The sequence below is a fragment of the Actinoplanes sp. M2I2 genome (genome assembly GCF_023544445.1).
Lineage (GTDB): Bacteria > Actinomycetota > Actinomycetes > Mycobacteriales > Micromonosporaceae > Actinoplanes.
In genome coordinates this window covers 1-24,220 of the sequence record NZ_JALPVJ010000026.1, presented here as the reverse complement: position 1 = coordinate 24,220, position 24,220 = coordinate 1, and the positions used below count along the sequence as shown (strand labels likewise).

The 24,220-nt window shown below is 72.9% G+C and carries 26 protein-coding genes and 1 pseudogene; 19 read left to right on the top strand and 8 right to left on the bottom strand.

Features of this window, described 5'->3' with window-relative positions; translation table 11 throughout:
- Window positions 1-295: 295 nt before the first annotated feature.
- Both HJC40_RS37785 and HJC40_RS37780 read right to left on the bottom strand, forming a co-directional pair.
- Entirely contained in the window at window positions 296-1,570 is a 1,275-nt protein-coding gene (locus HJC40_RS37785; protein ID WP_250008342.1) for a delta-60 repeat domain-containing protein, read from the bottom strand.
- A gap of 109 nt (window positions 1,571-1,679) precedes the next feature.
- Complete coding sequence (locus HJC40_RS37780) at window positions 1,680-2,513, bottom strand: haloalkane dehalogenase (protein ID WP_250008341.1); 834 nt, start codon at window positions 2,511-2,513, stop codon at window positions 1,680-1,682.
- A gap of 291 nt (window positions 2,514-2,804) precedes the next feature.
- On the opposite strand from HJC40_RS37780, the gene HJC40_RS37775 reads away from it, so the two are divergent.
- Window positions 2,805-3,566 carry a G5 domain-containing protein gene (locus HJC40_RS37775; RefSeq protein ID WP_250008339.1) on the top strand — a complete coding sequence of 254 codons (762 nt, stop codon included), beginning with the start codon at window positions 2,805-2,807 and terminating at the stop codon, window positions 3,564-3,566.
- Between the two features lie 25 nt (window positions 3,567-3,591).
- On the opposite strand, the gene HJC40_RS37770 is transcribed toward HJC40_RS37775, so the two are convergent.
- Window positions 3,592-3,993: an HIT family protein gene (locus HJC40_RS37770; RefSeq protein WP_250008338.1), complete on the bottom strand. Its 402-nt coding sequence runs from the start codon at window positions 3,991-3,993 to the stop codon at window positions 3,592-3,594.
- 64 nt (window positions 3,994-4,057) lie between these two features.
- Between HJC40_RS37770 and HJC40_RS37765 the strand changes: the two genes are divergently transcribed.
- Window positions 4,058-5,491 (top strand): hypothetical protein, encoded by a 1,434-nt coding sequence (locus HJC40_RS37765; protein ID WP_250008337.1) that lies wholly within the window; start codon window positions 4,058-4,060, stop codon window positions 5,489-5,491.
- On the opposite strand, the gene HJC40_RS37760 is transcribed toward HJC40_RS37765, so the two are convergent.
- Window positions 5,469-5,933, bottom strand: a complete 465-nt coding sequence (locus HJC40_RS37760) for a GGDEF domain-containing protein (protein ID WP_250008336.1) — start codon at window positions 5,931-5,933, stop codon at window positions 5,469-5,471. The two genes, HJC40_RS37765 and HJC40_RS37760, sit on opposite strands and share 23 nt — an antisense overlap.
- Window positions 5,934-6,062: 129 nt before the next feature.
- Between HJC40_RS37760 and HJC40_RS37755 the strand changes: the two genes are divergently transcribed.
- The 10 genes from HJC40_RS37755 to HJC40_RS37710 all read left to right on the top strand — a co-directional run bounded on the left by HJC40_RS37755 (window position 6,063) and on the right by HJC40_RS37710 (window position 14,314).
- Window positions 6,063-6,872: an isocitrate lyase/phosphoenolpyruvate mutase family protein gene (locus tag HJC40_RS37755; protein WP_250008335.1), complete on the top strand. Its 810-nt coding sequence runs from the start codon at window positions 6,063-6,065 to the stop codon at window positions 6,870-6,872.
- 16 nt (window positions 6,873-6,888) lie between these two features.
- On the top strand, window positions 6,889-7,626 hold the full coding sequence (locus HJC40_RS37750) for a 3-keto-5-aminohexanoate cleavage protein (protein WP_250008334.1): 738 nt from the start codon (window positions 6,889-6,891) through the stop codon (window positions 7,624-7,626).
- A gap of 26 nt (window positions 7,627-7,652) precedes the next feature.
- Entirely contained in the window at window positions 7,653-8,276 is a 624-nt protein-coding gene (locus HJC40_RS37745; protein ID WP_250008333.1) for a maleylpyruvate isomerase family mycothiol-dependent enzyme, read from the top strand.
- Window positions 8,277-8,331: 55 nt separating this feature from the next.
- Complete coding sequence (locus HJC40_RS37740) at window positions 8,332-8,811, top strand: GNAT family N-acetyltransferase (RefSeq protein WP_250008332.1); 480 nt, start codon at window positions 8,332-8,334, stop codon at window positions 8,809-8,811.
- A 65-nt stretch (window positions 8,812-8,876) separates the two neighbouring features.
- Window positions 8,877-9,266 (top strand): helix-turn-helix transcriptional regulator, encoded by a 390-nt coding sequence (locus tag HJC40_RS37735; protein WP_250008330.1) that lies wholly within the window; start codon window positions 8,877-8,879, stop codon window positions 9,264-9,266.
- Window positions 9,267-9,386: 120 nt separating this feature from the next.
- Window positions 9,387-9,779: a hypothetical protein gene (locus tag HJC40_RS37730; RefSeq protein WP_250008329.1), complete on the top strand. Its 393-nt coding sequence runs from the start codon at window positions 9,387-9,389 to the stop codon at window positions 9,777-9,779.
- A 131-nt stretch (window positions 9,780-9,910) separates the two neighbouring features.
- The gene (locus HJC40_RS37725; protein WP_250008328.1) at window positions 9,911-10,783 is read left to right on the top strand and encodes a class I SAM-dependent methyltransferase; all 873 of its coding nucleotides are present in this window, start codon (window positions 9,911-9,913) and stop codon (window positions 10,781-10,783) included.
- Between the two features lie 132 nt (window positions 10,784-10,915).
- Window positions 10,916-11,830 carry a hypothetical protein gene (locus HJC40_RS37720; protein ID WP_250008327.1) on the top strand — a complete coding sequence of 305 codons (915 nt, stop codon included), beginning with the start codon at window positions 10,916-10,918 and terminating at the stop codon, window positions 11,828-11,830.
- The gene (locus tag HJC40_RS37715) at window positions 11,827-13,008 is read left to right on the top strand and encodes a serine hydrolase (RefSeq protein ID WP_250008326.1); all 1,182 of its coding nucleotides are present in this window, start codon (window positions 11,827-11,829) and stop codon (window positions 13,006-13,008) included. The genes HJC40_RS37720 and HJC40_RS37715 overlap by 4 nt, the downstream gene beginning before the upstream one ends.
- Window positions 13,009-13,198: 190 nt before the next feature.
- Window positions 13,199-14,314 carry an alpha/beta fold hydrolase gene (locus tag HJC40_RS37710; RefSeq protein WP_250008325.1) on the top strand — a complete coding sequence of 372 codons (1,116 nt, stop codon included), beginning with the start codon at window positions 13,199-13,201 and terminating at the stop codon, window positions 14,312-14,314.
- Here HJC40_RS37710 and HJC40_RS37705 read toward each other — a convergent pair whose 3' ends face one another.
- Window positions 14,315-14,890, bottom strand: coding sequence for an erythromycin esterase family protein (locus HJC40_RS37705; RefSeq protein WP_284044299.1), 576 nt, complete (start codon window positions 14,888-14,890; stop codon window positions 14,315-14,317).
- On the opposite strand from HJC40_RS37705, the gene HJC40_RS37700 reads away from it, so the two are divergent.
- Together HJC40_RS37700 and HJC40_RS37695 are read left to right on the top strand one after the other, a co-directional pair.
- Window positions 14,889-16,121 carry an endonuclease/exonuclease/phosphatase family protein gene (locus HJC40_RS37700; protein WP_250008323.1) on the top strand — a complete coding sequence of 411 codons (1,233 nt, stop codon included), beginning with the start codon at window positions 14,889-14,891 and terminating at the stop codon, window positions 16,119-16,121. The genes HJC40_RS37705 and HJC40_RS37700 overlap by 2 nt on opposite strands.
- 146 nt (window positions 16,122-16,267) lie before the next feature.
- Window positions 16,268-17,005, top strand: coding sequence for a methyltransferase domain-containing protein (locus HJC40_RS37695; RefSeq protein WP_250008322.1), 738 nt, complete (start codon window positions 16,268-16,270; stop codon window positions 17,003-17,005).
- Window position 17,006: 1 nt separating this feature from the next.
- On the opposite strand, the gene HJC40_RS37690 is transcribed toward HJC40_RS37695, so the two are convergent.
- Window positions 17,007-17,588, bottom strand: coding sequence for a GrpB family protein (locus HJC40_RS37690; protein WP_250008321.1), 582 nt, complete (start codon window positions 17,586-17,588; stop codon window positions 17,007-17,009).
- Window positions 17,589-17,685: 97 nt separating this feature from the next.
- Here HJC40_RS37690 and HJC40_RS46415 point away from each other — a divergent pair.
- A pseudogene (locus tag HJC40_RS46415) lies at window positions 17,686-18,031 on the top strand (methyltransferase); the annotation flags it as partial.
- Between the two features lie 36 nt (window positions 18,032-18,067).
- On the opposite strand, the gene HJC40_RS37675 reads toward HJC40_RS46415, so the two are convergent.
- Window positions 18,068-18,781, bottom strand: a complete 714-nt coding sequence (locus HJC40_RS37675) for an alpha/beta fold hydrolase (RefSeq protein WP_308200989.1) — start codon at window positions 18,779-18,781, stop codon at window positions 18,068-18,070.
- A gap of 121 nt (window positions 18,782-18,902) precedes the next feature.
- Between HJC40_RS37675 and HJC40_RS37670 the strand changes: the two genes are divergently transcribed.
- Window positions 18,903-20,147 carry an SGNH/GDSL hydrolase family protein gene (locus tag HJC40_RS37670; RefSeq protein WP_250008318.1) on the top strand — a complete coding sequence of 415 codons (1,245 nt, stop codon included), beginning with the start codon at window positions 18,903-18,905 and terminating at the stop codon, window positions 20,145-20,147.
- A 61-nt stretch (window positions 20,148-20,208) separates the two neighbouring features.
- Window positions 20,209-20,808: a TetR-like C-terminal domain-containing protein gene (locus HJC40_RS37665; RefSeq protein WP_250008317.1), complete on the top strand. Its 600-nt coding sequence runs from the start codon at window positions 20,209-20,211 to the stop codon at window positions 20,806-20,808.
- Window positions 20,809-20,920: 112 nt separating this feature from the next.
- Here HJC40_RS37665 and HJC40_RS37660 read toward each other — a convergent pair whose 3' ends face one another.
- Window positions 20,921-22,270 (bottom strand): MFS transporter, encoded by a 1,350-nt coding sequence (locus tag HJC40_RS37660; protein ID WP_250008316.1) that lies wholly within the window; start codon window positions 22,268-22,270, stop codon window positions 20,921-20,923.
- Between the two features lie 79 nt (window positions 22,271-22,349).
- Here HJC40_RS37660 and HJC40_RS37655 point away from each other — a divergent pair, with 79 nt between their 5' ends.
- The gene (locus HJC40_RS37655) at window positions 22,350-23,276 is read left to right on the top strand and encodes a M56 family metallopeptidase (RefSeq protein ID WP_250008314.1); all 927 of its coding nucleotides are present in this window, start codon (window positions 22,350-22,352) and stop codon (window positions 23,274-23,276) included.
- Window positions 23,277-23,403: 127 nt separating this feature from the next.
- On the top strand, window positions 23,404-24,090 hold the full coding sequence (locus HJC40_RS37650) for a SprT-like domain-containing protein (protein WP_250008313.1): 687 nt from the start codon (window positions 23,404-23,406) through the stop codon (window positions 24,088-24,090).
- Window positions 24,091-24,220 lie beyond the last annotated feature (130 nt).

The following is a 24,220-nucleotide window of genomic DNA, read 5'->3' as shown; positions in this document are numbered from 1 at the left end:
AGCGGGCGGATGGCCAGTTGCCGGGCAGCGGAGTGCCGCGCGGCCAGGGCGGCCGAAGGGCTGAATGCCGAACGGCCGGTTGCCAGGCAGCCGGGGCAACCCGAGTGCCACGCGGCCAGTACGGCCGGGCAGCCGGGGTACCGCGCGGCTAGGCAGCAAGGCGGCGCTTACCGAACGGCCGGGGCGCCCGGGGCGGACGATTGCCTGGCAACCGGGGCGTCCGATTGCCAGGCGTCCGGGCAGCTGCCCCGCCGCGCGGCGGGGCAGCAGGTTGGCCTGGCAGGTGGGTAGGCGGTCAGGGGCGGTAGCGGACGAGGGTGAAGGCGTCGCCGCCTTCTACGCCGCCGCTGCCGCCTACCAGCAGGCGGCCGTCGGGTTGGATCTTCAGGACGGTGCCCTCGTCGTAGGCGCCCAGGTCGGTGACGAGGACGCCGCGGCGGCCGAAGTGCGGGTCGGCGGTGCCGTCGGGGCGGTAGCGGGCCAGGGCGACGTCGCCGCCGATAGTTCCGGTGGTGGTGATGCGGCCGTCGGGGCGCAGGACCGGCGAAACCACCGGCCCCGCGACGTACGTGAAGCCGCCGCGCCCCAGGGAAGGGTCGGGCCTGCCGTTCGGCAGATAACGCAGCAGGCCCTTGCGGTTGGTGTCGCCCTGCTGGATGCGGACGGTCTGCAGGATGCGGCCGTCCCGGCCCACGGCCAGCCCGGCGGTGTCGTCGATGCCGCCCGGTCCGGTGAAGTCCCGGACGACCCGGCCGCCCGGCCCGAAGGACGTGTCGAGCACCCCGCGCGACGTGAACCGGGCGACCACGACGTCGTAGGTGGGCTCGGGCAGCGAACCCCAGTAGCCGGTCTGGCCGGCCACGACGACGCCGCCGTCCGGGGCGGGCGCGATGGACGTCACGGAGTCGAACTCGCGAGGCCCCAGATCGAAGCGGGCCACGCCGCCCGCACCGAACGTGACGTCAGGCGTGCCGTCGGGCAGCAGCCGCAGCAGGATCGGCGGGGCGCTGCCGTCGCCGGTGGTGGCCGAGAGCCCCAGCAGAATCCGGCCGTCGGGCTGGGCGGCCAGGTCGGCCGACCGGGCCCCCGACGTGGCGGCGCCCAGCGCCGGGAAGAGCCGGCCGTCCGTACCGAAGGAGGTGTCGACGCTGCCGTCGGGCAGATAGCGGATCAGCACCGGGTGAGCCGCCCCGGCCCGGGAGACGGTGCCCGCGACGAGGATGCGGCCGCCGGGCTGCAGCACCATCGAGATCGGGTCTTCCCACGACTCCGGGTCGACGTCGGTGACGACCACCCCGGAGATGCCGAACGTGTCGTCGGGCGAGCCGTCGGCCCGGTGCCGCTGCAGCAGGAAGCGACCCTCGTAGCCGCTGCCGAACGCGACGATCTTCCCGTCCGGCTGCAGGGCGACGTCCCGGACGGCATCGCCGGCGCCGTAGTCGTTGACGACCCAGCCCCGCGAACCGAACGACGGGTCGAGCACCGGCCCGCGCGCCGCGGCCTGCGCGACCGACGGCACCCCCAGAACTCCCACGGCCAGCACAGCCGTCAGCGCGCTCCGCACCATCATCGACGACCACCTTCCGTACGCGCGATCCGCCCTGGAGCCGCAGCGTGCCGTCAGTGTGGTCCCCCTGCTCCGGTGGCGGGTGCCCGTCCCCGCGATGCGCCAATACCGGTCATCGGGCGGCCGCCACCCATTCCGCCAGCTCCGCGGTGATCGCCCCGGGCTGGTCCTCGGGGAGGAAGTGCAGCCCCTCCCCCACGTCGCGCACGCGCAGCCCGGGCGCCGCCCGGCGGATCTCCTCGACGCGCTCCGGGCCGAGGATCGCCCCGGGCCGGGCGGTCAGCAGCAGGCGCGGCACGTCCGTGGTCCTCAGCCAGTCCCAGTTGGCGGACAGCACGCGATGAACCTCGGCGGGCTCGCCGGCGACCGGGATCTGGGTGGTCCACTTCCAGATCGGGTATCGCGACGACGGCGTCGGATAGGGCGCCTCGTACGCGGTCTGCTCCCCGGCTTCGAGCCGGCGCAGCATTCCGCCCGGCAGGACCGCGGACAGGAAGAAGTTCTCCTGCTCGACCAGCCGCCGTCCCTCGACCGGGTCGCGCAGCCGCTGGAAGAGCTCCCGCCCACCCTGGTCGAACTCGTCCCACGAGGCGAGCGGGCGCAGATGTCCCTCCAGGAGGGCGACCCCGCTGACCCGCCCCGGCCGCGTCCGGGCGTACTCGACCCCCAGCCCCACCCCCCAGTCGTGTCCGACCAGCCAGAACGGCCCGTCGAGGCGGTCGAGCACCGGGCTCAGGTGGCGGCGGTGGTCGTCCCAGTCGTACGCGATCGCGGGCTTGGGGGAACGCCCCATGCCGACCAGATCGACGGCGACGCACCGGAACCGCCCGGCCAGCCGCGCCACCACGTGCCGCCACAGGTACGACGACGTGGGATTGCCGTGCAGGAACACGATCGCCGGCCCGTCCCCGTGGCTGACCGACACGTGCAGCTCATCCACCGTCATGCGCGCGGCACCTCTGCCCCCTGGCGATGCGTCAGTGACCTCTCCTCCGCAAAGTAGACGTCGTACCCCGCTTCCGCGAGGACCGCCGCGGACGACGACTCCCGACGGTCCCTTTGATCCAGACGTCGACCGGCCTCTGATCGGCGCCGCGGACGAATCGGCCGCCCACCACCGTCCTCTGTGCCGGGCCACGGCTGTCGAAAGAGTCGTTCAACGTTTGGTTCTTTTGTTGGAGGGGGGGTCGGCCGATTCCCCGATTCGCGGGCGCACCGGGACGCCCAGACTTGCGCGGTGACATATCAGATGCCGCCCCCGCCGGGTCCGATGTGGCCCGTTCAACCACCCCCCAAGCAGGGCTTCTGGCGGCGCCTCTCGCCGATGCGGCGGGTCGGCCTCATCGCGGCCGTGCTCATCCTTCCCTGCTGTGGCGGCATCACGGCGATCGGCGCCCTCGCGGGCGACAGCACCGAGACCGTGAGCGGTACGGGTGACCGGCTGGCCGACGTCCAGCCCCTCGCGACGACGGCCGAGCCCACCGAGACCCAGCCCACCGAAACTCAGCCCACCGAGACCGCGCCCACCGCGACCTCGACCGCGCCGGTGGCCGTGCCCACGACCACACCGACGACCACACCGACGACCACGACCGTCCGCAAGACCGTCACCGCGACGGCCCGGATCCCGTACAAGACCCGGCGGGTCGACGACGACAGCCTCGCCGAGGGGAAGACCCGCGTCCGCACCAAGGGTGTCGACGGCGTCAAGACCATCACGTACGAGGTGACGACGGTGGACGGCCGGCAGACCGCCCGCCGCGTGGTCCGCACCGCCGTCACCAAGAAGCCCGTGACCAAGGTGATCGCCGTGGGCACCAGGACCGCACCCTCGGACAACTGCGACTCCAACTACACGCCGTGCGTGCCCGTGGCGAGCGACGTCGACTGCGCGGGCGGCAGCGGGAACGGGCCGGCCTACGTGGACGGGCCGGTCACCGTGATCGGCACCGACGTCTACGGCCTCGACCGGGACGGCGACGGCACCGCCTGCGACTGACCCGTGGCGGAGCGGGCGCCCGGTCTCAGTCCCGGCCGAGGGCGGCGAGGATGCGTTTCTGGTCGTCGTCGAGGCGCTCGGCCGGGACGTCGGGGTCGACCCGCGCGAAGTCGAAGTCGGCCATCTCCCAGGCCGGGAACACGTGCACGTGGGCGTGCGGCACCTCGAAGCCCGCGACGACCAGCCCGACCCGCGGCGACCCGTACACCTGCTTGAGCGCGGCGCCGACCCGGTGGCTCACGGCCATGACGTGCCCGAGCAGGCCGGCCGGCAGCTGGGTCCAGTCGTCGATCTCGTCGCGCGGCACGACCAGCGTGTGACCGGCGGTGAGCGGCGCGATCGTCAGGAACGCGGCCACCCGGTCGTCGGACCAGACGATCCGGCCCGGGAGGTCGCCGTTGATGATCTGCGTGAAGATGGTCGCCATCGCCCGTCCTTCTCCGAACACGTGGGACACCACCTTAAGACGTGGACCCTGGCAGAGTGGGGACGTGGACCCCGAATCCGGCGCCGGCCTGCTGCACCGGCTCACCTCGTACTCGCCCGACCGGGAGTGGAACGTCCCGGTCGACGACCCGCGGGTGCGGCACGATCTGACCCCCAACGACCTCGACACCGTGCCGCCGCCCGTCAAGAACTATCCCGACGGCCTGGCCCGGGTGCCGCTCCCCCGCGAGCTTCCGGATCCGGGGGTGCCCGCGGCCGCCGTCCTGTCCGGGATCCCGGCCCCCGCGCAGCCCCTGGACGCCGCCCAGCTCGGCCGGATCCTCTTCCTCGGAGCGGGCGTCGTCCGCACCGCCGAGCGCAACGGCCGCACGACCCTGTTCCGTGCCGCCGGCTCGGCCGGGGCCCGATTCCCCCTCGAGCTGTACGCGGTGACCCGCGGCGTGGCCGGGGTCGAGGACGGTGTCCACTGGTACGACCCGGCCGGGCACGCCCTCGTGCGGATCGGCCCGCCGGCCCGGGGCGACGCGACCACCCTGGTCGTCACCGGCGTCCCGTGGCGCACAGGCTGGCGGTACGCCGAGCGCGGTTTCCGCCACCTGTACTGGGACGCGGGCACCCTGCTGGCCCAGCTCGAGGCCGCGTCCGCGGCGGCCGGCCTCGATCCCCGGCTGCGCACCGACTTCCCCGACGACGCGATCCGCGATCTGGTCGGGGCCGACGGGACGCACGAGTTCCCGTTGGCGCTGCTGACGTTCGGCCCGGGCGCGCCCGCCGTCGAGGCCACCGGCGGCGCCCTCCCCGGCGACCTGCCGCAGGTGGAGTTCCCCCTGGTGACGGCGGCCCAGCGCGCCGGCGACGCGAGCGTGCTGGGAGACCCGTGGCCGGTCGGCGACCCGGTCGCCGCGCCGGAGTCCACCGAGACGGTCGACGCCGTGGTCCGCCGGCGCGGCTCGCAGCGGCGCATGGACAGGTCGAGGACGCTGCCGCGCGAGGCCCTCGACTGGCCGCTGGCCGCCGCGCTGCGCGGCATCGCCGTCCCGCACTGGGTGGCCGTGCACGGCGTGGACGGGGTCGAGCCGGGCATCTACCGCCGGCCCGGCCGCGAGCCGGTGGTCACCGGGGATCTGCGGACCGAGCTGGAACGGGTCTCGCTCGGTCAGTCGCTGTCGGCCGAGGCGGCGTACGTGGTCATCGCCGCCGTTCCCGGCGGCGACCTGGACGACCGGGGTTACCGGGCCGCGCAGCTCGCCGCCGGCCTGGTCGAGGGCCGGCTGCACCTGGCCGCGTACGCCGTCGGGGCGAGCGCGACCGGCATGACGTTCCTCGATTCCGACGTGCCCGCCCTGCTGCACGAGCCCGACGACCTGGCGACGCTGCTGTTCACCTGTGTCGGCGTGCCCGAGTACCGGTCCCGGCCGGGCGGCGCCCCGGGCGAACCGGTCGCGGTGCGCACGCTCACGCCGCGTCTCGTCGAGTGACCTCCTGCCAGACCGCCCACCGGGTCTGCGGGCCGCGCCGCCGGGCGCGCAGCATCGCCTGACCGGCCCGGTCGGTCAGCTCGTCGCCGGCCAGGTCGCCGGTCAGCTCACCGGGCGGGGCGACGGCGACGCCGATGGCCGCCGTGAGCGGCCGCAACCGGCCGCCGACGATCACCGGGCTCAGCGCCGAGGCGATGAGGCCGGCCACGTCGTACGCCTGCTCGGGAAAGGCCAGGCCGGGCAGCAGCACGGCGAAGCGGCCCTCGTCCAGCCGCCACGTCCGGCCGGGCCGGGGCACGCAGGCGCGCAGCACCCGGGTGAACTCGGCCGGCACCGTCTCGCCGTCCGGCCGGAACACGTCGATCATCAGCACCGCGGTGTGGTGGCGGTTGGCCAGCGCCTGCCGGACCGCCCTGCGAAAACGCCACTTCCGGATGTCCATGGCCCCCACCTCCCGCACCGATCCGACCTGCGAAGGATCGGACGCGGCGCGGGCGACTTGAGAGGTCAGCCGACCCGGATCACGGCGTCGCCGACAGGCCGCCGGCGGGGCCGCGTTAAATAGTCGTTCATGAACGCCTTCCGAGATCTGCTTTCCGGCACCCGGGTGACCCACGTGCCGGGTGTCTTCGATCCGCTGAGCGCCACGCTCGCGGTGCACGCGGGGCACCGGGCGGTCTACCTCGCGAAGGCGGCGGTGGCCGCGGTCCTGATGGGCCGTCCCGACGTCGACTACGTGCCGGCCACCCAGATCTCGGACCGCGCGGCCACCCTCGGCCCGGTGCTCGCCGGCGTGCCGCTGCTGGCCGACGCGGGCGCCGGCTTCGACACGCCGCAGGACACGGCCTGGACCGCGCTGTCGTACCAGCGCGCCGGCATCTCCGGGCTGGTGCTGACCGACCCGGACAACGCCCAGCTGGCCGCGCTGGTCCGGCAGGCTCCCGACGTCGCGGTCGTCGCCCGGACCGACGCCTACGGGACGAGCGGGCTGGACGCCGCCATCGAGCGCTGCCGGGCGTACGCGACCGCGGGCGCCGACGCCGTGCTGCCCGCCGGGATCCGTACGCCCGAGGAGCTCTTCCGCCTGCGGGCCGCGCTTCCCGGCGTACCGGTCGTGCTGTCCCGCTCCGAAGCCGGCGGCGCCTCGCCCGGCCTGCCCGACACCGACCTGGCGGCGCTCGGCGTACGCCTGGTCCTGCATCCGCTGGCCGCCCTGCTCGCCGCCGCCCGGGCCGCCTCCCAGGCCTACCGGGCCATCGCCGACGACGGCGCCGCCGAGGCCGTCGACCGCATGCCGTGGGCCGCCTTCACGGCCCTGTCCGTCCCGGACGAGACCCGCGCCTCGCGGGTGCGGCTCCCCCCGGGCAACCTCGAGACGTAGGACTTAGCTTGAGGTGATGAGCATGCTGCAGGTGACGCCGAACGGGCCGTGGGGCAAGGACGTGCATCCGGGGATGCCGGTGTCGGCGGACGAGGTCGTCGATGAGGTGCGGGAGTGCTTCGCAGCCGGGGCGACCGGTGTCCACCTGCACGTGCGGGACGAGTCCGGCGCCGAGACGCTCGACCCGGCGGTGGTCGCCGAGACGTGCCGCCGGGTGCGGGAGGCGGCCGGCGGACCGGTCGAGGTGGGGCTCACCACGGGAGCGTGGATCGTGCCGGAGCTCGCCGACCGCGTCGCCATGATCCGGGAGTGGGAGGGCGTCGACGTCGCCACGGTGAACCTGTCGGAGGACGGGTTCGAAGACGTGATGGGCGCGATGCTCGACGTCGGCATCGGCATCGACGTGGGGCTGTGGTCGCCCGCCGAGCTGCCGCGGCTGCTGGCGTCCGGGCTGCTGCCCCGGGCCCGCCGGATCAGCATCGAGCTCGACGCGGGCGAACCGTACTTCCTCGACGGCCCGCCGGAGGCCGTGGCCGGGCGGATCAACGATGCCCTGGACGAGGCCGGGTCGGCCTGCCCGCGGCTGACCCACGGCATGAACGACTGGACGTGGCCGCTGGTGCGCGACGCCTTCCGGCGCGGGCACGACACGCGGGTGGGTTTCGAGGATTCGGTCCTGTTGCCGGACGGCCGCACGGCCGGGTCCAACGCCGATCTCGTCCGGGCCGCGGTCCAGCTCCGGGGCCACGCGTGAGCGCGGGCGCCCCGTAAGATCGCCCCATGAACGCGGCCTGGTCCGCCATCCACGCGGAGCGTGCGGCGCTGGCCGCCGATCTGGCCCCGCTGAGCGACGCCGAGTGGCGCCGCCGGTCGCTCTGCGGCGAATGGACCGTGGAGGACGTCGTCGCCCACCTCACGGCGGCCGCCAGTGTCGGCCCGCTGAGATGGATCAGGAGCATCGTGGGTGCCCGCTTCGACGCCGACCTGCACAACCAGCGCCGGCTGGCCGAACACCGCGGCGCGACGCCGGCCGAGACCCTGGAACGGTTCCGGGCCGTGGTCACCAGTACGACGGCCGCCTGGGGGCCGCTACCGGCCTGGCTGGGCGAGACCGTCGTGCACGGTGAGGACGTCCGCCGCCCGCTCGGCCTGACCCGCACCCCGCCGGTCGAGGTGGTCACCACGGTGGCCCGCTTCTACGCCGCCCGCGACTTCGCCGTGAACAGCCGCACGGCCGTCCGCGGCCTGCGCCTCGAGGCCACCGACGGCCCGTTCTCCACCGGCGAGGGGCCGCTGGTCACCGGCACGACGCTCGCGCTCACCATGGCCATGGCGGGCCGACGGGCCTACGACGGCGACCTGACCGGCCCGGGCGTCGAGGTGCTCCAGGCGCGCGGTCTGTAGTCCCCGGCATCGGCGGCCCGCGTCCCGGCGGGCTGGACAGGAAGGCGCGGCAGCGGTGATCTTGGAACCCTTGGCCGAGCGGCACGCGGCGGCGCTGCTGCGGTTCGAGACCGACAATCGGGTCTACTTCGCGCAGACAGCTCCCGATCGCGGCGACGACTACTTCGCCCGGTTCGACGAGCGGCACGCGGCGCTGCTGGCCGAGCAGCGCGACGGCGTCTGCCGCTTCCACGTGCTGGTGCGCGCCGACGGCGAGGTGGTGGGCCGGTTCAACCTGGTCGACGTGGCCGGCGACACGGCCGAGCTGGGCTTCCGGGTGGCCGAGGCGGCTTCCGGTCGCGGGGTAGCCAAGGACGGCGTCCGGCGGGTCAGCGCGCTCGCCCGCGACGAGTACGGGTTGCGGCGCCTGATCGCCGACGCCGAGGTCCGCAACGGAGCTTCCCGGGCCGTGCTGCGGGCCACCGGCTTCGTCCCGGTCGACGAGGTCAGCCGGGGCGGGCAGCCCTGCCTCCGGCACGTTCTCGAGCTCGCGTAGCCCGACGGGCTTGGCTGCGGAGCCCACAATGAACGCCATCGCGGACACCGGGGGAAGGAAACGCGATGGAGATGAGTGATATGGAGGCATTCGTCGCCGAACTGCGCCGGCTCCGGGCCGGGGCGGGGCTGACGCTGCGGGAGCTCAGCCCGGCGGTGCACGTCAGCGACTCGTCCCTGTCCCGCTACTTCACCGGCCAGGCGCTGCCGCCGTGGGCGGTGGTCGCCGCGCTGGCCGACCTGGGCGGCGGCGACCTCGCCCGCCTGCGGCGACTGTGGGAGGGCGCCCGCCGGACCCGCCGGCAGTCCCGCTGGCCGGCCACCACCCACCCGCTCGAGTCGCCGCCGGTCGCCGTGCCGGCGCGGCACCCCGAACGGCGGTTCGGGCCGGTGGTCAAGGTGTGCGCGCTGATGGCCGCGTCGGGCGCGGTCGGCTGGGCGCTGGGAAGGCGCTGACCCCGCCGTCCCGGGATGTTCCCGGCACACCGAATCGCTGGTCCGGGCGCCGGGAGCGGCCCCATGCTTCAGGCCGGGGCCCCGATCGGGGCCGGACTTCGACGCAACGGGGGCACCGTCATGAACCGATTCGCACGCCGCGGCCTGATCGTCCTGGGCACCGGCACCGCCGTGCTCGGCACCGCCCTGCTCGGCGCGGGCCTGGGCGGCGCGGCGGTCGCCGGCAAGGGCGCGACCGGCACCGACCGGGTGGTCGCGGGCACCAACTGGGACAACGCCCCGGCGACCGGCGACGGCCCGGCCTGGGAGCACGTGGCGGCGTGGGCCGGGCCGACCGTCGTACCCGCCGGCCGCGGCAAGCCCAGCGCCACCGACGGCTGGGCCGGACCCACCATCGTGCTCACCGGCCGCGGCAAGCCGACCACGACCGACGGCTGGGCCGGACCGACCGTCGTGCCGGCCGGATGGGTCGGGAGTCCCCTGTGGGCCGGCCCCACGGTGCTCGAGGCCTGACGTTCTCGAGGCCTGAGGGTCACGCCCGCAACACGCGCGAGACATCATCGACACCCCATCACTGATCACGTTTCCATTGCCGCCCGTGGATGTCTCACCCATCGAGGAAAGACGTGCCCTACGGTGATCCGATGGCTTCGGACGAGTGGACGCGGTGGTTGCTGACCCGCCGCGACGGTGGCAACGCCGCGCTGCGGGCGGAACACGCCTCCGCGCTGGAGGTCTTTCGCGACGAGGTGCTCGACCGGGCGTCGCTCGCGCCCGCCGACACCGTGCTCGACGTGGGCGCCGGCACCGGCCTGATCGCGTTCGGCGCCCTCGAGCGGCTCGGCCCGGACGGGCACGTCATCTTCAGCGACGTCTCCGAGGCCGGGCTGGAGGAATGCCGCAAGCGGGCCGGCGGCGACCCGCGCTGCAGTTTCCTGCACGCCCCGGCCGAGGACCTCTCGGCGCTTCCGGACGCTTCCGTCGATGTCGTCACCACCCGCTCGGTGCTCATCTACTGCGACCACAAGGCCGAGGCGTTCCGCGAGTTCTTCCGCGTGCTGCGTCCGGGCGGCCGGCTCTCGGTCTTCGAGCCGGTCAACCGTTTCCTGCTCGAGCACCGGCCCGACAGCCTGTTCGGCCTGCGGGATCCCGAGGTGGCCGATCTGCTGGCCAAGGTGGTCGCGGTCTATCGCGACGGCGCGCGCCGCGGCGAGAACCCGATGACCGATTTCGACGAACGGGATCTGCTGCGCTGGGTCGCGGAGGCCGGGTTCGACGGCGTCGAGGTCGACTATCGCGCCCAGCTGGACGTGCCGGCCGAGCCGATCGGCGACTGGGCGGCGCGCAAGGACGCGGCGCCCAACCCGCTCGCCCCGACCTACGGCGAGGCGATGACGATGGCGCTGTCCGAGGACGAGCGCGAGCGTCTCGACACGCGGATGACGCAACTTGCCCAGTCAGGTACGCCTACGCGGCGTACGCTCGCCACCGCGTACATCCGCGCCTTGCACCCCTGATAAGCAGGAACAAGTCGCTCAACGCAATCATGCTGTCACAGACAGTGCGTGCTATATGCCCGAAGGCCTGTACCGCGAGTACTACGCACGTGCGCACTTGAAGGTCCGAGGATTCCAACAACAATCAACCGCATGACGTACGGCAAGAAGGACCTGCCCTACCCGTACTGCGCGGACTTCTCGGGGATCGTCACCCGGGTCAAGGGGGTGCGCGAGTCGACGCGGGCCGCCCTGGTAAATTCGCTCAAGGTGGCGTCGTACCTGAAGGCCGGGGCCAACCTCATCGAGCGCAACCTCGGCGCGCAGCGCCCGCCCACCGCGACGGGTGACGGCCGCAAGCAGTACTGGTCGGGTCTGAGCTTCCTGACCGAACGAGCGCTGTCGGCCGAGGTCGAGGAGCTCGAGCTGCCGTTCCTGCGGCAGAAGGGCGCGGGTCCCTACCGGTCGACCTGGGCCAGCCACGACGACTACCTCAACGACCTGCTCTCGTTCATGCTGCACGCGATCAACTACGACCCTCAGTACGGGGCCGATGTGGAGACCCGCGGCGACTGGCTGGCCAGTGACGACAGCCTGGTCGACGCGGTCGACCGGTCGAGCTACCACGAGCTGATGGCGCTGTGCCGCATGCCGCTGTTCAAGTTGCAGCTGATCATGGTCGCGACGGCGCACCGCAACGACGGCATCCGCAACTCGATCGCCAACAACTACGCGGGCGCGCTCGAACCGTGGATGAAGATCTACGAGGAGACGATCGCCGCGCGCGGCTACCGGCTGCGTCCGGGCATCACGATCCAGGAGTTCACGAACCTGCTGGCCGCGGTCACGGAGGGTCTGGCCGTCCGGCACCTGGGCGATCCCAGTGTCGACATCGCCGACCACGGTCCCACCGAAAACCTCGTGGGCAAGGGCGTGCTCGGCCTCATGGCCGCGTACCTCGAACCCCTCGACGAAGCACCTGGACTGAGCTTGCGCGAACTGTTCGAACGATCCACGAACAAACGATCCGCGAACACACGATCCGCGATCAACGGGGGACCGAAATGACGAGTACCACGGAGAGGCCTGCCGCCCGGGAGCCCTCCTGGTGGGACAGACAGGGTGATCTGATCATGCGCCGGCCGTTCAACGAGTGGACCTTCACCCACATGAACTGGCTGATGCCGACCGAGCGGGTCGCCCGCGGCGCCGTCCCCCGCCCCCTGCCGGTGGACAGCCGGCCGCTTCCCCTGACCTACCGCTTCGAGGAGCGCGAGCACACCCTGGCCGACCTGCACCGCCGCACCTACACCACCGCCTTCGTGGTGCTGCACCGCGGCACGATCGTGCACGAGTCCTACCCCGGCGCGTTCGCCGGCCCGCGCTCGCGCATGCAGTTGTTCTCGCTGTCCAAGTCGGTCACGTCGATCCTGGTCGGCATCGCGGTCGACGACGGCGTGATCGGCAGCGAGAAGGACCGGATCACCGACTACCGCCCCGACTTCCTCGGCACGGCGTACGAGGAGAACACGATCGCCGAGCTGCTCGACATGACCACGGGCGTCGGCGACCTGGAGACCTGGGAGGTGTCGGACAGCGGCATCAAGCGCTTCGAGCAGGCCGTGATGGGAGGTGGCGACATCGTCGACGTGGTCCGCGCGGCAACGCGGACCGCGCCGGCCGGTGAGCGCTTCAACTACTCCACCTTCGACACGCAGGTGCTGGGCTGGGTGCTCGAGGCGGCCACCGGTCAGACGCTCGCGGCGTACGCCTCGGAACGCCTCTGGCAGAAGCTGGGCTGCGACCGCGACGCGTACTACTGGCTCACCCGCGGCCGCCCGCGCACGGCCGTCGGCGGCGGCTCGTTCAACGCCACCGCCCGCGACCTCGCCCGCATCGGCCTGCTGATGGCCGGTGACGGCTTCGTCGGCGGGGAGCAGATCGTGCCCCAGGAGTGGGTGCGCCGCAGCCGGGGCAACGACCGGCCGCAGCTCGCGGTGGGTGCGCTCGGGCCCAGCGGCTACCCGCACTACGGCTACGCCAACCAGTGGTGGACCCTCGGCCCGGAGTGCTCCAACGCCTTCACCGGCCTCGGGGTGCACGGCCAGTACCTGTACGTCGACCCGGCCGCCGAGGTCGTCATCGTGAAATGCAGCGCGTGGCCCACCCAGGACGACGAGCGCCGCGACGCCGAGACCGTCGCCGCCCTCCGCCGCGTTTCCGGCCACTTCGCCACCCCGCGCTAGCCGCCGCTTCTCCCGTAACGCCCGCTCCACCCTTCGCGCCCGGAAAACTCGGGCCTGGTGCACCCGGCCAGGCCCGAGTTCCGTTGCCGCGCCCCACACCTTTTCTTCGCGCCGCGGACCAGCGTCGTCCGCGGCGCGAATCACGCCGCGCTCCTTCCGAGCGCCGCACATAACCCGAAAGGAACCATCGATGAACCCTGCCCTGATCAGGCGCCCGGCCGTCCTGTTGCTGGTGACGGTCCTGGCCCTGGCCGCGTTGCTGTCACCGGGCCGGCCGGCCCGGGCCGCCCTGCTCTCCGGAACGGTCCTGACCAGCACGGCGGCGACCCTGCCGGCGGAACTGGCGCCGCTCGCCAACGGCAAGCGCATCTCGTACCTGTCGACCAACACCAGCAACCTGCCCATCACGGCGACCGGGCTCGTCCTCACGCCCAAGACCGCCAAGAAGAACAAGATGGTCGTGTGGGGACACGGCACGACCGGGCTGGCCGACCAGTGCGCCCCGTCGGCGAGCCAGGCGGTGTTCTGGCCCGAGGCCCGGGCCGCGATCGCCGAGCTGCTGCGCCGCGGCTGGACGGTCGCCGCCCCCGACTACCCCGGTCTGGGCACTCCGCTGGCCCACCCGTACCTGGTGGGCGCGTCCGCGGCCCGCTCGATGATCGACAGCGCGAAGGCCGCCCGCAACCTCGACGCCGCGCTGAGCAGCCAGTACGTCATCGACGGCCACTCGCAGGGCGGTCAGGGCGCGCTGTTCGCCGACGAGCTCGCGCCCTCCTACGACGGCGCGCTGACCCTGCGCGGCGTCGCCTCGATCGCCCCGGTCTCCAACGCCGACCTGTTCGCGCCGCTGATCCCCGGCACGCCGGCGCAGGGCTACCTGGTGATGGCGCTGTTCGGGCTGCAGGCGGTCGACCCCACGGTGAACGCGAGCGCGCTGCTCGCCCCGCCCGCGCGGCAGCGCACCGGGGTGCTGCAGACCGGCTGCCTCAACGAGATCCTGGCCTCGTACGAGTCGCTGACCGCCTCGGAGTTGCTGGTCGGCGGGGCCCTGCCGGCGTCGGTGATCACGAAGCTGTCCCGCTACGCCAACCCGGCCCAGAAGGCCCCGAGCGCCCCGATCCTGCTCGTGCAGGGCACGGCCGACGAGGCGGTCCCGTACGTGATCACGGCCGGCCCGCTGCTCACCCAGCTCACCGCGTACAACCAGCCGGTGCAGTTCGTCGAGCTCGACGGCGCGACCCACGACGGCGCGGTCTTCCAGAGCACGACGCTGGTGGCCGACTGGATCGCGGCCCGGTTCAGCTGATCAGAACCGGCCGCCCGACCAGACCGCCTGCTCGGTCGGGGTGCTCACCGGCACGCAGGCCACCAGGTCGAACGCCTCGGCCACCGGCCCCTCGGCGTACGTGTCGAGCAGTCTGATCCGGTCGGCGGCGTAGCGGCCGGGGTCGGCGATCGTGGGCCGGCCCGTCCCGATCGCCGCCTCGATGCTCCCCGCGACCGGCGGCTCGAGCCCGGCCTCCACCGTCTCCGCCATCGCGGGGGCGCCGGGCGCGAGCCGCCGGGTGACCACCCGGCCACCCTCACACGTGACGCCGACCGCCACGTAGTCGTCGCCGAGCATCGCGCTCAGGTGGGTGCCGAGCACGTCGAAGGCAGGGTGGTGGCGCTGGATGTGGGAGTTGGCGGCGGCGATGACGACCCGGCCCGGAGTGCGCTCGAGAATCCACTCGGCGGTGCGGGCCATCGCGCCGTCGCGGACGTTCAGGCGCGCGTCTCCATGGGGCTCGACCCTAGTGGGTGTCCGTGGGGTGAACTGTCCACGTCGGAGACCTTCCCGGCGTGGCCCGGTGCGCGACCGTCGGGTAGACACGGAGACCATGAAGCGACTTCTCCTGGCCGCCGCGCTGGTGTCGGCCTCGACACTGAGTTTCGCGGCGCCCGCCCAGGCCCACGGCGGCGACCTGCGGGTGGCGACCTACAACCTCTCGCTCAACCGTCCGGCGCCGGGGCTGCTGCGCGAGCACCTGGCCGACCCCGGGGCCGACGACGTGTACCGGCGGCAGGCGCGCAACGTCGCCGAGGTGATCCAGCGCGCCCACCCGGACATCGTGCTGCTCAACGAGTTCGACTACGACCCCGAGGCCGCGCGGCTGTTCGAGCGCAACTTCCTGGCCGTGTCGCAGAACGGGGCGCCGGCGCAGCGCTACCCCTACCGGTACGTGGCCCCGTCGAACACGGGGATCTCGTCGGGGCTCGACCTGAACAACAACGGCGTCGCCGACACCACCCCGGGCGATCAGGCGTACGGCGACGACTCGTACGGTTTCGGCCTCTTCCCCGGCCAGTACGGCATGGTCGTGTACTCGAAGTACCCGATCGACACCAAGGCGGTCCGCACCTTCCAGCTGTTCAAGTGGAAGGACATGCCGGGCAACCTGCTGCCGGCCGACTACTACACCCCGGCCGCACAGGCCGTGCTCCGGCTGTCGTCGAAGAGCCACTGGGACGTCCCGGTGCGGGTCGGCCGCCGCACCCTGCACTTCCTGGTGTCGCACCCGACGCCGCCGACCTTCGACGGGCCCGAGGACCGCAACGGGCGCCGCAACCACGACGAGATCCGCTTCTGGGCCGACTACGTCACGCCCGGCAAGCGCTCGGCCTACATCTACGACGACAAGGGCCGGCGTGGCGGTCTCCGGACCGGCCAGGCGTTCGTGATCGCCGGTGACCAGAACGCCGACCCGTACGACGGCGACTCCTACGACGGCGCGATCAACCAGCTGCTCGACCACCGGCTGATCAACGCGCGCACCCGGCCGGCCAGCGCGGGCGGCCCGGAGGCGGCGGCCCTGCAGGGCGGCGCCAACACGACACACACCGGCGACCCGCGCTACGACACGGCCGACTTCGCCGACACCGCACCCGGCAACCTGCGGGCCGACTACGTCCTGCCCCGGGTGGGTCTCAAGGTCACCGGTTCGGGCGTCTTCTGGCCCGTGCAGGCCGATCCGCTGTCCCGCCTGAGCGGTGTCTACGACCCGGTGTGGGCCCCGGTGAACGGCTTCCCGACCTCCGACCACCGCCTGGTCTGGCTGGACCTCAAGCGCTGACCCGCCGGCCGGCCGCCGTGCTGTCCGCGGCGGCCGGCCGCGCGCCGGGTCGACGAGCGCATCGGCACGACCGTCCTCACCGGCTTCCGACGGTTTCTCCACAAGTTCGACACCTTTTGCGCTCCGGGGTCTGATGAGGTCGACGGATGACCGACCAGATCGTTTACATGGACGCCGCGGCCGCCACCGAGGCCGGGACGTCGTACAAGAGACGGCTCCTGGAGATGCTGGCCGCCGCGCCCGGGCAGACCGTGGTCGATCTCGGCTGCGGGCCGGGCACCGATCTCGGAAGTCTGCGGGCCGCCGTGGGCGACACCGGACAGGTGATCGGCGTCGACCGGGATCCGCGGATGGTCGAGGAGGCCCGCCGCCGGCACCCGGGCGCCGACCTGCGGCAGGGCGACCTGCACGAGCTGCCGCTCGGGGACGGCACCGTCGATCGGGTGCGGGTCGATCGCGTACTGCAACATGTGACGGACCCGGCAGCGGCGATCAGCCAGGCGCGGCGGGTGCTGCGGCCGGGCGGACTGTTCGGGATGGCCGAGCCCGACTGGGACACCCTGGCCGTCGCCGACGACGACCGGGAGACCAGCCGGGCCTTCGCCCGTTTCACGGCCGGTCAGGTGCGCAACCCGAGCATGGGACGCGAGCTCGTCCGCCTGTGCGCCGGGGCCGGTCTCCGCGTCCGCGCCGTCGAGCCGGTGCCGGTCCTCTTCCGCGACTACGCCGTCGCCGACCGCATCCTCGGGCTGCGCCGCAACTCGGCCCGCGCGGTCGAGGGCGGGGCCATCCCCCGGGAGCGGGCCGAGGCGTGGCTGGACCGGTTGGCGGCCGGGCCGGTGGTGGCCGGCTTCACCCACTATCTCGTCGTGGCCCAGGCCTGAGTCAGGTGGCGAAGATCCGCGCGAAGATCTGGTCGATCACGTCGCTCTTGTCCATCGTGTAGTCGGCCGAGCCCTCCCGGACGAGCCGGCGCTTGGTGTCGGCGTACAGGTCGCGGTCCTCAGGATGGGTACGCAGCCAGTCGCGGAACAGGCGGTGCCTGATCGCCTCGGGCGACTCGCGCGGCCACACGTGCAGGTGGATGTCCTCGTCGCCGCCGATCAACATCCGGTGACCGTGCCACCAGGGCTCGCGCAACAGCAGGCGGTAGCCGGCCCCGGCCAGCGCGGGCACGTAGGCCGCCTCGTCCGCCGTGTCCGCGATCAGCAGGTCGATGTCGACGACCGGCTTGGCCGCCAGCCCGGGCACCGACGTGGACCCGACGTGCTCCAGTCCGAGAATCCGCTCCCCGAGAGCCGCCACGATCGCGTCCCGGGCCGCGGCGTACCGCCCGGGCCAGGCCGGGTCGTAGTCCTCGAGAACGATCGACGCCCAGCGCCGGGGTCTTTCGCCGACCACCCCCGACGCCTGCTGTTCCGGCGTCCCGACGAGCCGCTGCCGAACCTCGGGCGGATACTCAGCCATGATCTACCTCCGTGTTCTGGGAAGTCGAGCAGACTATCGAGCCGCGGGCCGCCCGGGTAGCGAATAACCAGCCACCTACGATCGTCGATCCATGAGCATGCTGACGCCGACGCCCCTGATGGGGCTGGTCACGGGGTTCTGGAGTTTCAAGACGTTCGCGGCGGCGGTGGAGCTGGAACTCTTCACCAAGGCTCGCGGGTGGGCGGACGGTGACCGTCGCCGAGGCGGGTGAGGAGTTCGGGCTGCCCGAACGGCCGGCCGACCTGCTCCTCACCGGCGAGCCGCTGCCCGGCGGGCACGACGTCGTGCTGTTCAGCATGATCCTGCACGACTGGGACGAGGCGACCAATCACCGGCTGCTGACCCGGGCGTACGAGGCCCTGCCGAGCCGTGGCCGGGTCGTGATCGCCGAACTGCTGCTCGACGCCGATCGCACCGGGCCCGCGCCGAGCGAACGGCGTCGTGATCGGCACGAAGCCCTAGAGCGGGCTCAGCGGTGGCGGGCTCAGCAGGGTCAGGAGCGCGCCCGGGTCCTCGACGTGGGCGTTGTGACCGAGGCCGGGCAGCGTGATGGGCGCGCTGCCGGGCGGGACCATCTGATCGTGCTCGCCCCGCGCGAGCACGACCGGCACCGGCGACGCGGCCACCAGGGCGTCCACCTGCGGATCGCCGACGCCGAACGCGCGCGGGTCGAAGGCCGGCCGCCACCCGTCGCCGGTCTCGACGACCGCGGCCGGTGGCGCCTCGAACAACAGCCCGTCCAGCCCGGCCACCCGCAGGTGCCGCTGCGCCGCCTCCTCCCGGGTCGCGTAGAGCGGCGCCGGCCGCTCGGCCATCGCCGCCGCCTTGGCCAGCTCCGGCTCCGACCAGGCCGACTTGATCCCCACGGCCACCACGGCCCGCACTCCCGGGCGCCCGGCCAGGTGCAGAGCGATCACGCCGCCGAACGAGTGCCCGACGACCACCGTCCCGGCCGGGTCGACGAGGCCGGCGACCGCGGCGGCCACCCCGGCGAAGGAGTAGGACGGCAGCGGCGACGACCCGCCGTGCCCGGGCAGGTCGGGCGCGACCCAGGCCGCGTCCCCGAGCAGGGAGGCCAGGCCCTGCCACACGTCGGCGGTGGCTCCGAGGCCGTGCAACAGCAGATAGGTGGGCGACGAACCGCCGCCGCTCAGCACACGCAGATCGGTCACCCCGTCAGCATGCACCACCCGCCGGCGGTGGAGACGCCCGTCACGCCGGGGGCGTACTGTCAGCAATCTCCCAGCTCAGGCACAACCTGTACGGGTGATCGACTCCAGTACCGTGGGCGCGGTGAAACGGACCAGGAAGACCGCGCTCGCGGTTTCGGCAGCCCTCGTGGTCCTCGTCGTGGCGGCGGTCGTGTTCGTGCGCCGCGACTCGTCCCCGAGCGGGAACGAGGCCTCCACCTCCCGGCCCGGCGCCTCGCCGGCTCCCGGCGAGGCCGGTTGGACGGGCACCTGGGCGGCGGCCCCGCAGAACGGCGGGCGCGCCTTCGAGCGGCAAACCGTCCGGCAGGTGATGCGCACGAGCATCGGCGGCGACACGGTACGGATCAAGCTGTCCAACGAGTTCGGCAGCGACCCGCTCACGGTCAGCTCGGTCTATCTCGCCGCCCACGCGAGCACCAGCACGGTCGACCCGGCCACCAACGCCCACGTCATGTTCGGCGGCGGCGATGCGGTCACCATCGAGGCCGGGCGCACGGCGGTCAGCGACCCGGTCGCCTTCGAGCTGCCCGCCGGGGGCGACCTCACGGTCAGCGCGTACGTTCCCGAGCGCATCGGCTCGGTGACCCAGCACGCGTTCGGCAACCGCAACAACTACGTCGCCGCCGGCAACCAGAGCACCCAGGCGTCGCTCTCCGGCGCCGGCACCTTCGACAACTACGCCTTCCTGGCCGGCATCGACGTGCGCAACGCCGAGGCCGAGGGCGCGGTCGTCACGCTCGGCGCCTCGATCACCGACGGTTTCGACTCGACGTTCAACGAGAACCGGCGCTGGCCCGACCAGCTCGCCCGGCGGCTGGTCACCGCCAACCGTACGGTCGGGGTGCTCAACGCCGGCATCAGCGGCAACATGCTCACCCAGGACGGCGCGGGGCAGAGCGCGCTCAACCGCTTCGACCGGGACGTGCTCGGGCAGACCGGCGTCAAGTGGGTGATCTTCTCGGACGCCGCGATCAACGACCTGGGCGGGGACAGCCCTCCGAGCGGTGACGAGCTCATCGCCGCCCTGCAGCAGCTGATCCGGCGCAGCCACGACGCCGGGATCAAGTTCTTCTGCGCGACCCTGACGCCGTACCGGGGCGCCGGTTACTGGAGCGATCAGGGCGAGGCCGGGCGGGACGCGGTGAACGACTTCATCAAGGCCGACGGCAGCGGCTGCGACGCGGTCATCGACTTCGACACGGCCACCCACGACCCGGCCGACCCGACGCGGTACGACAGCCGCTTCGACACCGGCGACCACCTGCACCCGAACGACGCGGGCATGGAGGCGCTGGCCGCCGCGGTCGACCTCAAGCTGTTCGTCTGATCCCGGCGGCGCCCGCCGGGAACCCTGGCCGAAGTATACTAGTCGTCCATATAGTGTCAGGGTGAGTGACACGGAGAACGGCCTGAGACGGGGCCGCGGTCGCCGTCCCGCCGAGGCCGTCCGCGCCGCCGCCCTGACCGCGGCCGGCGAGATGCTCTTCGCGGGCGGCCTGGCCGGGCTGACCTTCGACAAGGTGGCGCAGCGGGCCGGCGTCAGCAAGATGACGCTCTACAAGTGGTGGGCCTCCCCCGGGGCGCTGGCCTTCGAGGCCTACTTCGCCGCCGTCGAGACGCGGCTGGCCTTCGACGACACCGGCGACCTCGAGCACGACCTCCGCAGTCAACTGCACGCCTTCGTACGCCTGCTGACCGCCGAACACGGCGGCCCGGTCATCGCCGCCCTGGCCGGCGCGGCGCAGTCCGACCCCGGTCTGGCCGTCGTCCTGGAGGAGCAGTACACCCACCCCCGTCGCACGCTGGCCGTAGAACGGATCCGGGCCGCGCAGGACGCCGGCCAGGTCGCCGCCGACGTGGACCCGCAGGTCGTCGTCGACCAGCTGTGGGGCGCCTGCTATCACCGCCTGCTCCTGCCGGCCGAGCCGCTGACCGCCGACTTCGCCGACGCCCTGCTGCGCAATCTCCTGCGCGGCATCAGCCGGTGACGGCCGGCCCCGCGCCCACGCACCGCGCGCTGAGCCGGTGACTGCCGGCTTCGCGGTGACGCACCGCGCGCTCACCAGGTGACGGCCGGCTCCGCGGTGACGTACCGCGCGCTCACCCAGTGACGGCCGGCTCCGCGGTGACGTACCGCTCGCTCAGCCGGCGGTACGGGCGGCTGCGCAGGGCGATGGCGGTGGCGATCAGGCCGACGACCCCGGTCAGCACGAAGACCAGGGCGAGACCGCGGGCCGCCCCGGTGCCGAACCAGTCGCCGATCAGGCGGGCGCCGGCGCCGTCGGTCATGTACGGGATGAAGACGAACTGGGCGATCGGCGAGATGAGGAACGCGGTGAGCGGCGAGGCGGCCTGCTCGACGCTCTGCGCGAAGCCGAACACCCGCCCCTGACGCTCGTACGGGACGACCTTCTGCAGGATCGTCTGTTCCGCCGCCTCCGCGTAGGGCACCACGAGCATGTAGAGGTACAGGCCGGCCGTGAGCCAGATCACCGAGTCGCGCAAGGGGAACAGCAACGTCACCCCCCAGCACACGACGTTGACCATGAGCAGCAGCCGGACCGGGTTGCTACCCAGACCGGTCCGGCTGATCAGCAGCCCACCCACGATGAAACCGGTGCTGAGCACCCCCCACAGCAGGCCCCACCCCTGCACCGACATCATCGAGAGCCCGTACGCGTCGAGCAGCGCCATGAAGATGCCGCCGAGCAGGTTGTTGAAGGCCGAGAAGACGATGAGCGCGCTCAGCCCGGGCACCGCGGCGATCACCCGCATCGTGCCGCGCAGGTCGATCCGGCTGGTCGGAACGTCCACCCCGTCGGTCGGCGCCGCGGCCTCGGAAGCGCCGGGCGGCATCCGTACGAGACCCAGATGCACGATCGAGAGCCCGAGCACGACCAGCGCCGCGACGAGCACCCACAACATGCCGCCGAGCGCCACCAGCAGACCGCTGATCACCGACGTGACCAGGAACGACACCCCGGTCGCGGTGCCCACGAGGCCGTTCGCCCGGTCGCGCGTCCCGTCCTCGATCAGCGCGGTGACCATCGTGGGCAGGGCGATCGTCCGGATGTTGCCGGCGATCACCCCGACCATGAGCAGCACGATCAGGATCCACAGCGGCACACTGGCCGGATCGCGGAACTCCTCATGGGGGATCACCAGATAGAGGGCCAGGGCCACCGCGTACAGCGTGAGCGACACCCCGGCCGAGATCTGCATCATCAGCTTCTTGGGGCGGTGATCGACGAGGCTGCCGAACCAGATGCCGGTCAGCGCGGTCATGACCAGGAAGACACCCGAGATGACACCGGTGGCGAAGACCGACCGGGTTTCCAGGTACGTGTAGAACGTGATCGCGAACCAGACGGTGTAGTTCGTGACCGACACGAGAAGCGTGTTGATCAGCAGCTGATAGAAGACACGCACGTGACCCCGGATGACCCCCATGGCCCCAACCTATGACCTGAACCACGCTTCAGGTCCACCGCCACCGGTGTGAGACTGTGGGCCGGCGGAAGGAGACGAGATGTTCGACCACTTCGTGGTCTCCGTCGTGGTGTGCCCGGTGCTGGTCGCCCTGGCCGTGCGCTGGCTGGCCGACCGCCTGCGCCCGGAGGCCGCCGTCACCGTGCTGGTCCTGTCGATCGTGACCGCGTCGGCCGCCGGCCTCGTCAGCCTGACCGCGTTCACGCTCAAGGCCGTCGCCGAGATCCACCTGGTCGGTGTGCGGCTCGGCTACTCCGACGCGGTCGTGCGGGCCGACACCGGGCGTGAGCCGTGGGTGTCCGCGCTGTCGGCCGCGCTGCTGCTGATCGCCCTGGCCGGCCTGGCCCGCGTGTGGCAGCTGCACCGCCGGGAGCGTTCGGTGGCCCGCGAGTTCCGCGGCCTGCCCGTCGACGGCGACCGGGTCACGGTGATCGACGACACGCGGGCCGAGGCGTTCGCGGTGCCCGGACCACCCGGCCGCGTCGTGGTCACCACCGGCATGCGCTCGGTCCTGGACGACCAGCAGTACGGCGCGCTGCTGGCCCACGAACGCGCCCATCTCGACGCGCGGCACCACACCCTCGTGCTGCTGGCCCGGCTGGCCGCGGCCGGGCACCCGGTCTTCTGGTGGCTGACCCGCCGCATCGACTTCCTGGTCGAACGGGCCGCCGACGAGCGCGCCGCCGAACAGCTCGGCGACCGCCGCGTGGTCGCCCGGGCCATCGGCGCGGCCGCGCTGCGCGCCTCCCCCGCCCGGCTCGGCCTGTCGATGGCCCCCGGCCGCACGGAGTTGCGGGGTGCCGGTGTGGTCCCCCGGCGGGTAGCTTCGCTGCTGGCCCCGCGCTCCGCCGCGCGCCTGCTGGCGCTGGTCGCCGTCCCGGTCGCCGTGGCCGCCGGCTCGGTCGTCTGGGCCGGCGAGTGCGTGGCCGACCTGGGCGAGCTGCTGTACGCGGCCGGGCTGCACTGAACCCGCACGGGGTGCGAACCACGCACCGGGTGTGAACGTCGGGCTGGATGCGAACTTCGCACCCGGTGTGAACGTCCCACTCGATGCGAACTTCGCACCGGACTGAACGAGATCTGGAGTACCGGACGTGGAAGTGACCGACGCGAGGGAGCTCGCCGCCGGCCTGATGGACCAGCACGGCCTCACCGGCTGGCGCCTGGTGTTCGACAACGCCCGCACCCGGGCCGGGGTGTGCCACTTCGACCGCAGGGTGATCGGCCTCTCCCGCGTCCTGACCGCCCTGCACTCGCCCGAGCAGGTCACCGACACGATCCTGCACGAGATCGCCCACGCCCTGACCGGCCCCGGCCACGGCCACGACCGCGTGTGGCGGGCCACCGCGCGGCGCATCGGCTGCTCGGCCACCCGCTGCGTCCCGGCCGACGCGCCCCGGGCCGAGGGCGCCTGGGTGGGCACCTGCCCCGCCGGCCACCGGGTGACGGCCCACCGCCGCCCCGTCCGGGTCCGCTCCTGCCCGAGCTGCTCGTCCGGCTTCGACGTGGCCGCCCGCTACACCTGGACCCACGGCGGCCACCCGGCGGCGATGCACCCCCGCTACCAGCGCGAGCTGGCCCACCTGCTGGAGGCCCCGGCCGCCCCGGCCCCCACCCCCGTACGGGTCGGCGACCGCGTCCGCCTGACCGGCGCCGGCAAGTACCACGGCCTGGTCGGCACGGTCCTCAAACGCGGCCGCAGCCGCTACCAGGTCCAGACCCCGGCTGGCCTGCTGAGCGCCCCCTTCACCGCAGTCCAGCCCGTACCCGCGGACATCTAGACCCAACGCCGTTCAGTTAGGGCTGGGTGGTTGGTGTCAAGGCCAGGATGTTGATCTCTATCGTGGCTTGGTAGGTGGCGCGGTCGATGTTCGGGCCGCGGGCGTTGTATTTGCTGATGGCGCGTTTGAC

Bases quoted from the DNA above. Each gene is read 5' to 3' on its own strand.
- HJC40_RS37730 (WP_250008329.1), top strand. From the start codon at position 9,387: ATGAACCGATTCGCACGCCGCGGCCTGATCGTCCTGGGCACCGGCACC.
- HJC40_RS37660 (WP_250008316.1), bottom strand. From the start codon at position 22,270: ATGGGGGTCATCCGGGGTCACGTGCGTGTCTTCTATCAGCTGCTGATC.
- HJC40_RS37710 (WP_250008325.1), top strand. From the start codon at position 13,199: ATGAACCCTGCCCTGATCAGGCGCCCGGCCGTCCTGTTGCTGGTGACG.
- HJC40_RS37695 (WP_250008322.1), top strand. From the start codon at position 16,268: ATGACCGACCAGATCGTTTACATGGACGCCGCGGCCGCCACCGAGGCC.
- HJC40_RS37750 (WP_250008334.1), top strand. From the start codon at position 6,889: ATGAGCATGCTGCAGGTGACGCCGAACGGGCCGTGGGGCAAGGACGTG.
- HJC40_RS37785 (WP_250008342.1), bottom strand. From the start codon at position 1,570: ATGATGGTGCGGAGCGCGCTGACGGCTGTGCTGGCCGTGGGAGTTCTG.
- HJC40_RS37655 (WP_250008314.1), top strand. From the start codon at position 22,350: ATGTTCGACCACTTCGTGGTCTCCGTCGTGGTGTGCCCGGTGCTGGTC.
- HJC40_RS37755 (WP_250008335.1), top strand. From the start codon at position 6,063: ATGAACGCCTTCCGAGATCTGCTTTCCGGCACCCGGGTGACCCACGTG.
- HJC40_RS37725 (WP_250008328.1), top strand. From the start codon at position 9,911: ATGGCTTCGGACGAGTGGACGCGGTGGTTGCTGACCCGCCGCGACGGT.
- HJC40_RS37715 (WP_250008326.1), top strand. From the start codon at position 11,827: ATGACGAGTACCACGGAGAGGCCTGCCGCCCGGGAGCCCTCCTGGTGG.
- HJC40_RS37720 (WP_250008327.1), top strand. From the start codon at position 10,916: ATGACGTACGGCAAGAAGGACCTGCCCTACCCGTACTGCGCGGACTTC.
- HJC40_RS37705 (WP_284044299.1), bottom strand. From the start codon at position 14,890: ATGGTCTCCGTGTCTACCCGACGGTCGCGCACCGGGCCACGCCGGGAA.
- HJC40_RS37735 (WP_250008330.1), top strand. From the start codon at position 8,877: ATGGAGATGAGTGATATGGAGGCATTCGTCGCCGAACTGCGCCGGCTC.
- HJC40_RS37745 (WP_250008333.1), top strand. From the start codon at position 7,653: ATGAACGCGGCCTGGTCCGCCATCCACGCGGAGCGTGCGGCGCTGGCC.
- HJC40_RS37700 (WP_250008323.1), top strand. From the start codon at position 14,889: ATGAAGCGACTTCTCCTGGCCGCCGCGCTGGTGTCGGCCTCGACACTG.
- HJC40_RS37770 (WP_250008338.1), bottom strand. From the start codon at position 3,993: ATGGCGACCATCTTCACGCAGATCATCAACGGCGACCTCCCGGGCCGG.
- HJC40_RS37760 (WP_250008336.1), bottom strand. From the start codon at position 5,933: ATGGACATCCGGAAGTGGCGTTTTCGCAGGGCGGTCCGGCAGGCGCTG.
- HJC40_RS37780 (WP_250008341.1), bottom strand. From the start codon at position 2,513: ATGACGGTGGATGAGCTGCACGTGTCGGTCAGCCACGGGGACGGGCCG.
- HJC40_RS37690 (WP_250008321.1), bottom strand. From the start codon at position 17,588: ATGGCTGAGTATCCGCCCGAGGTTCGGCAGCGGCTCGTCGGGACGCCG.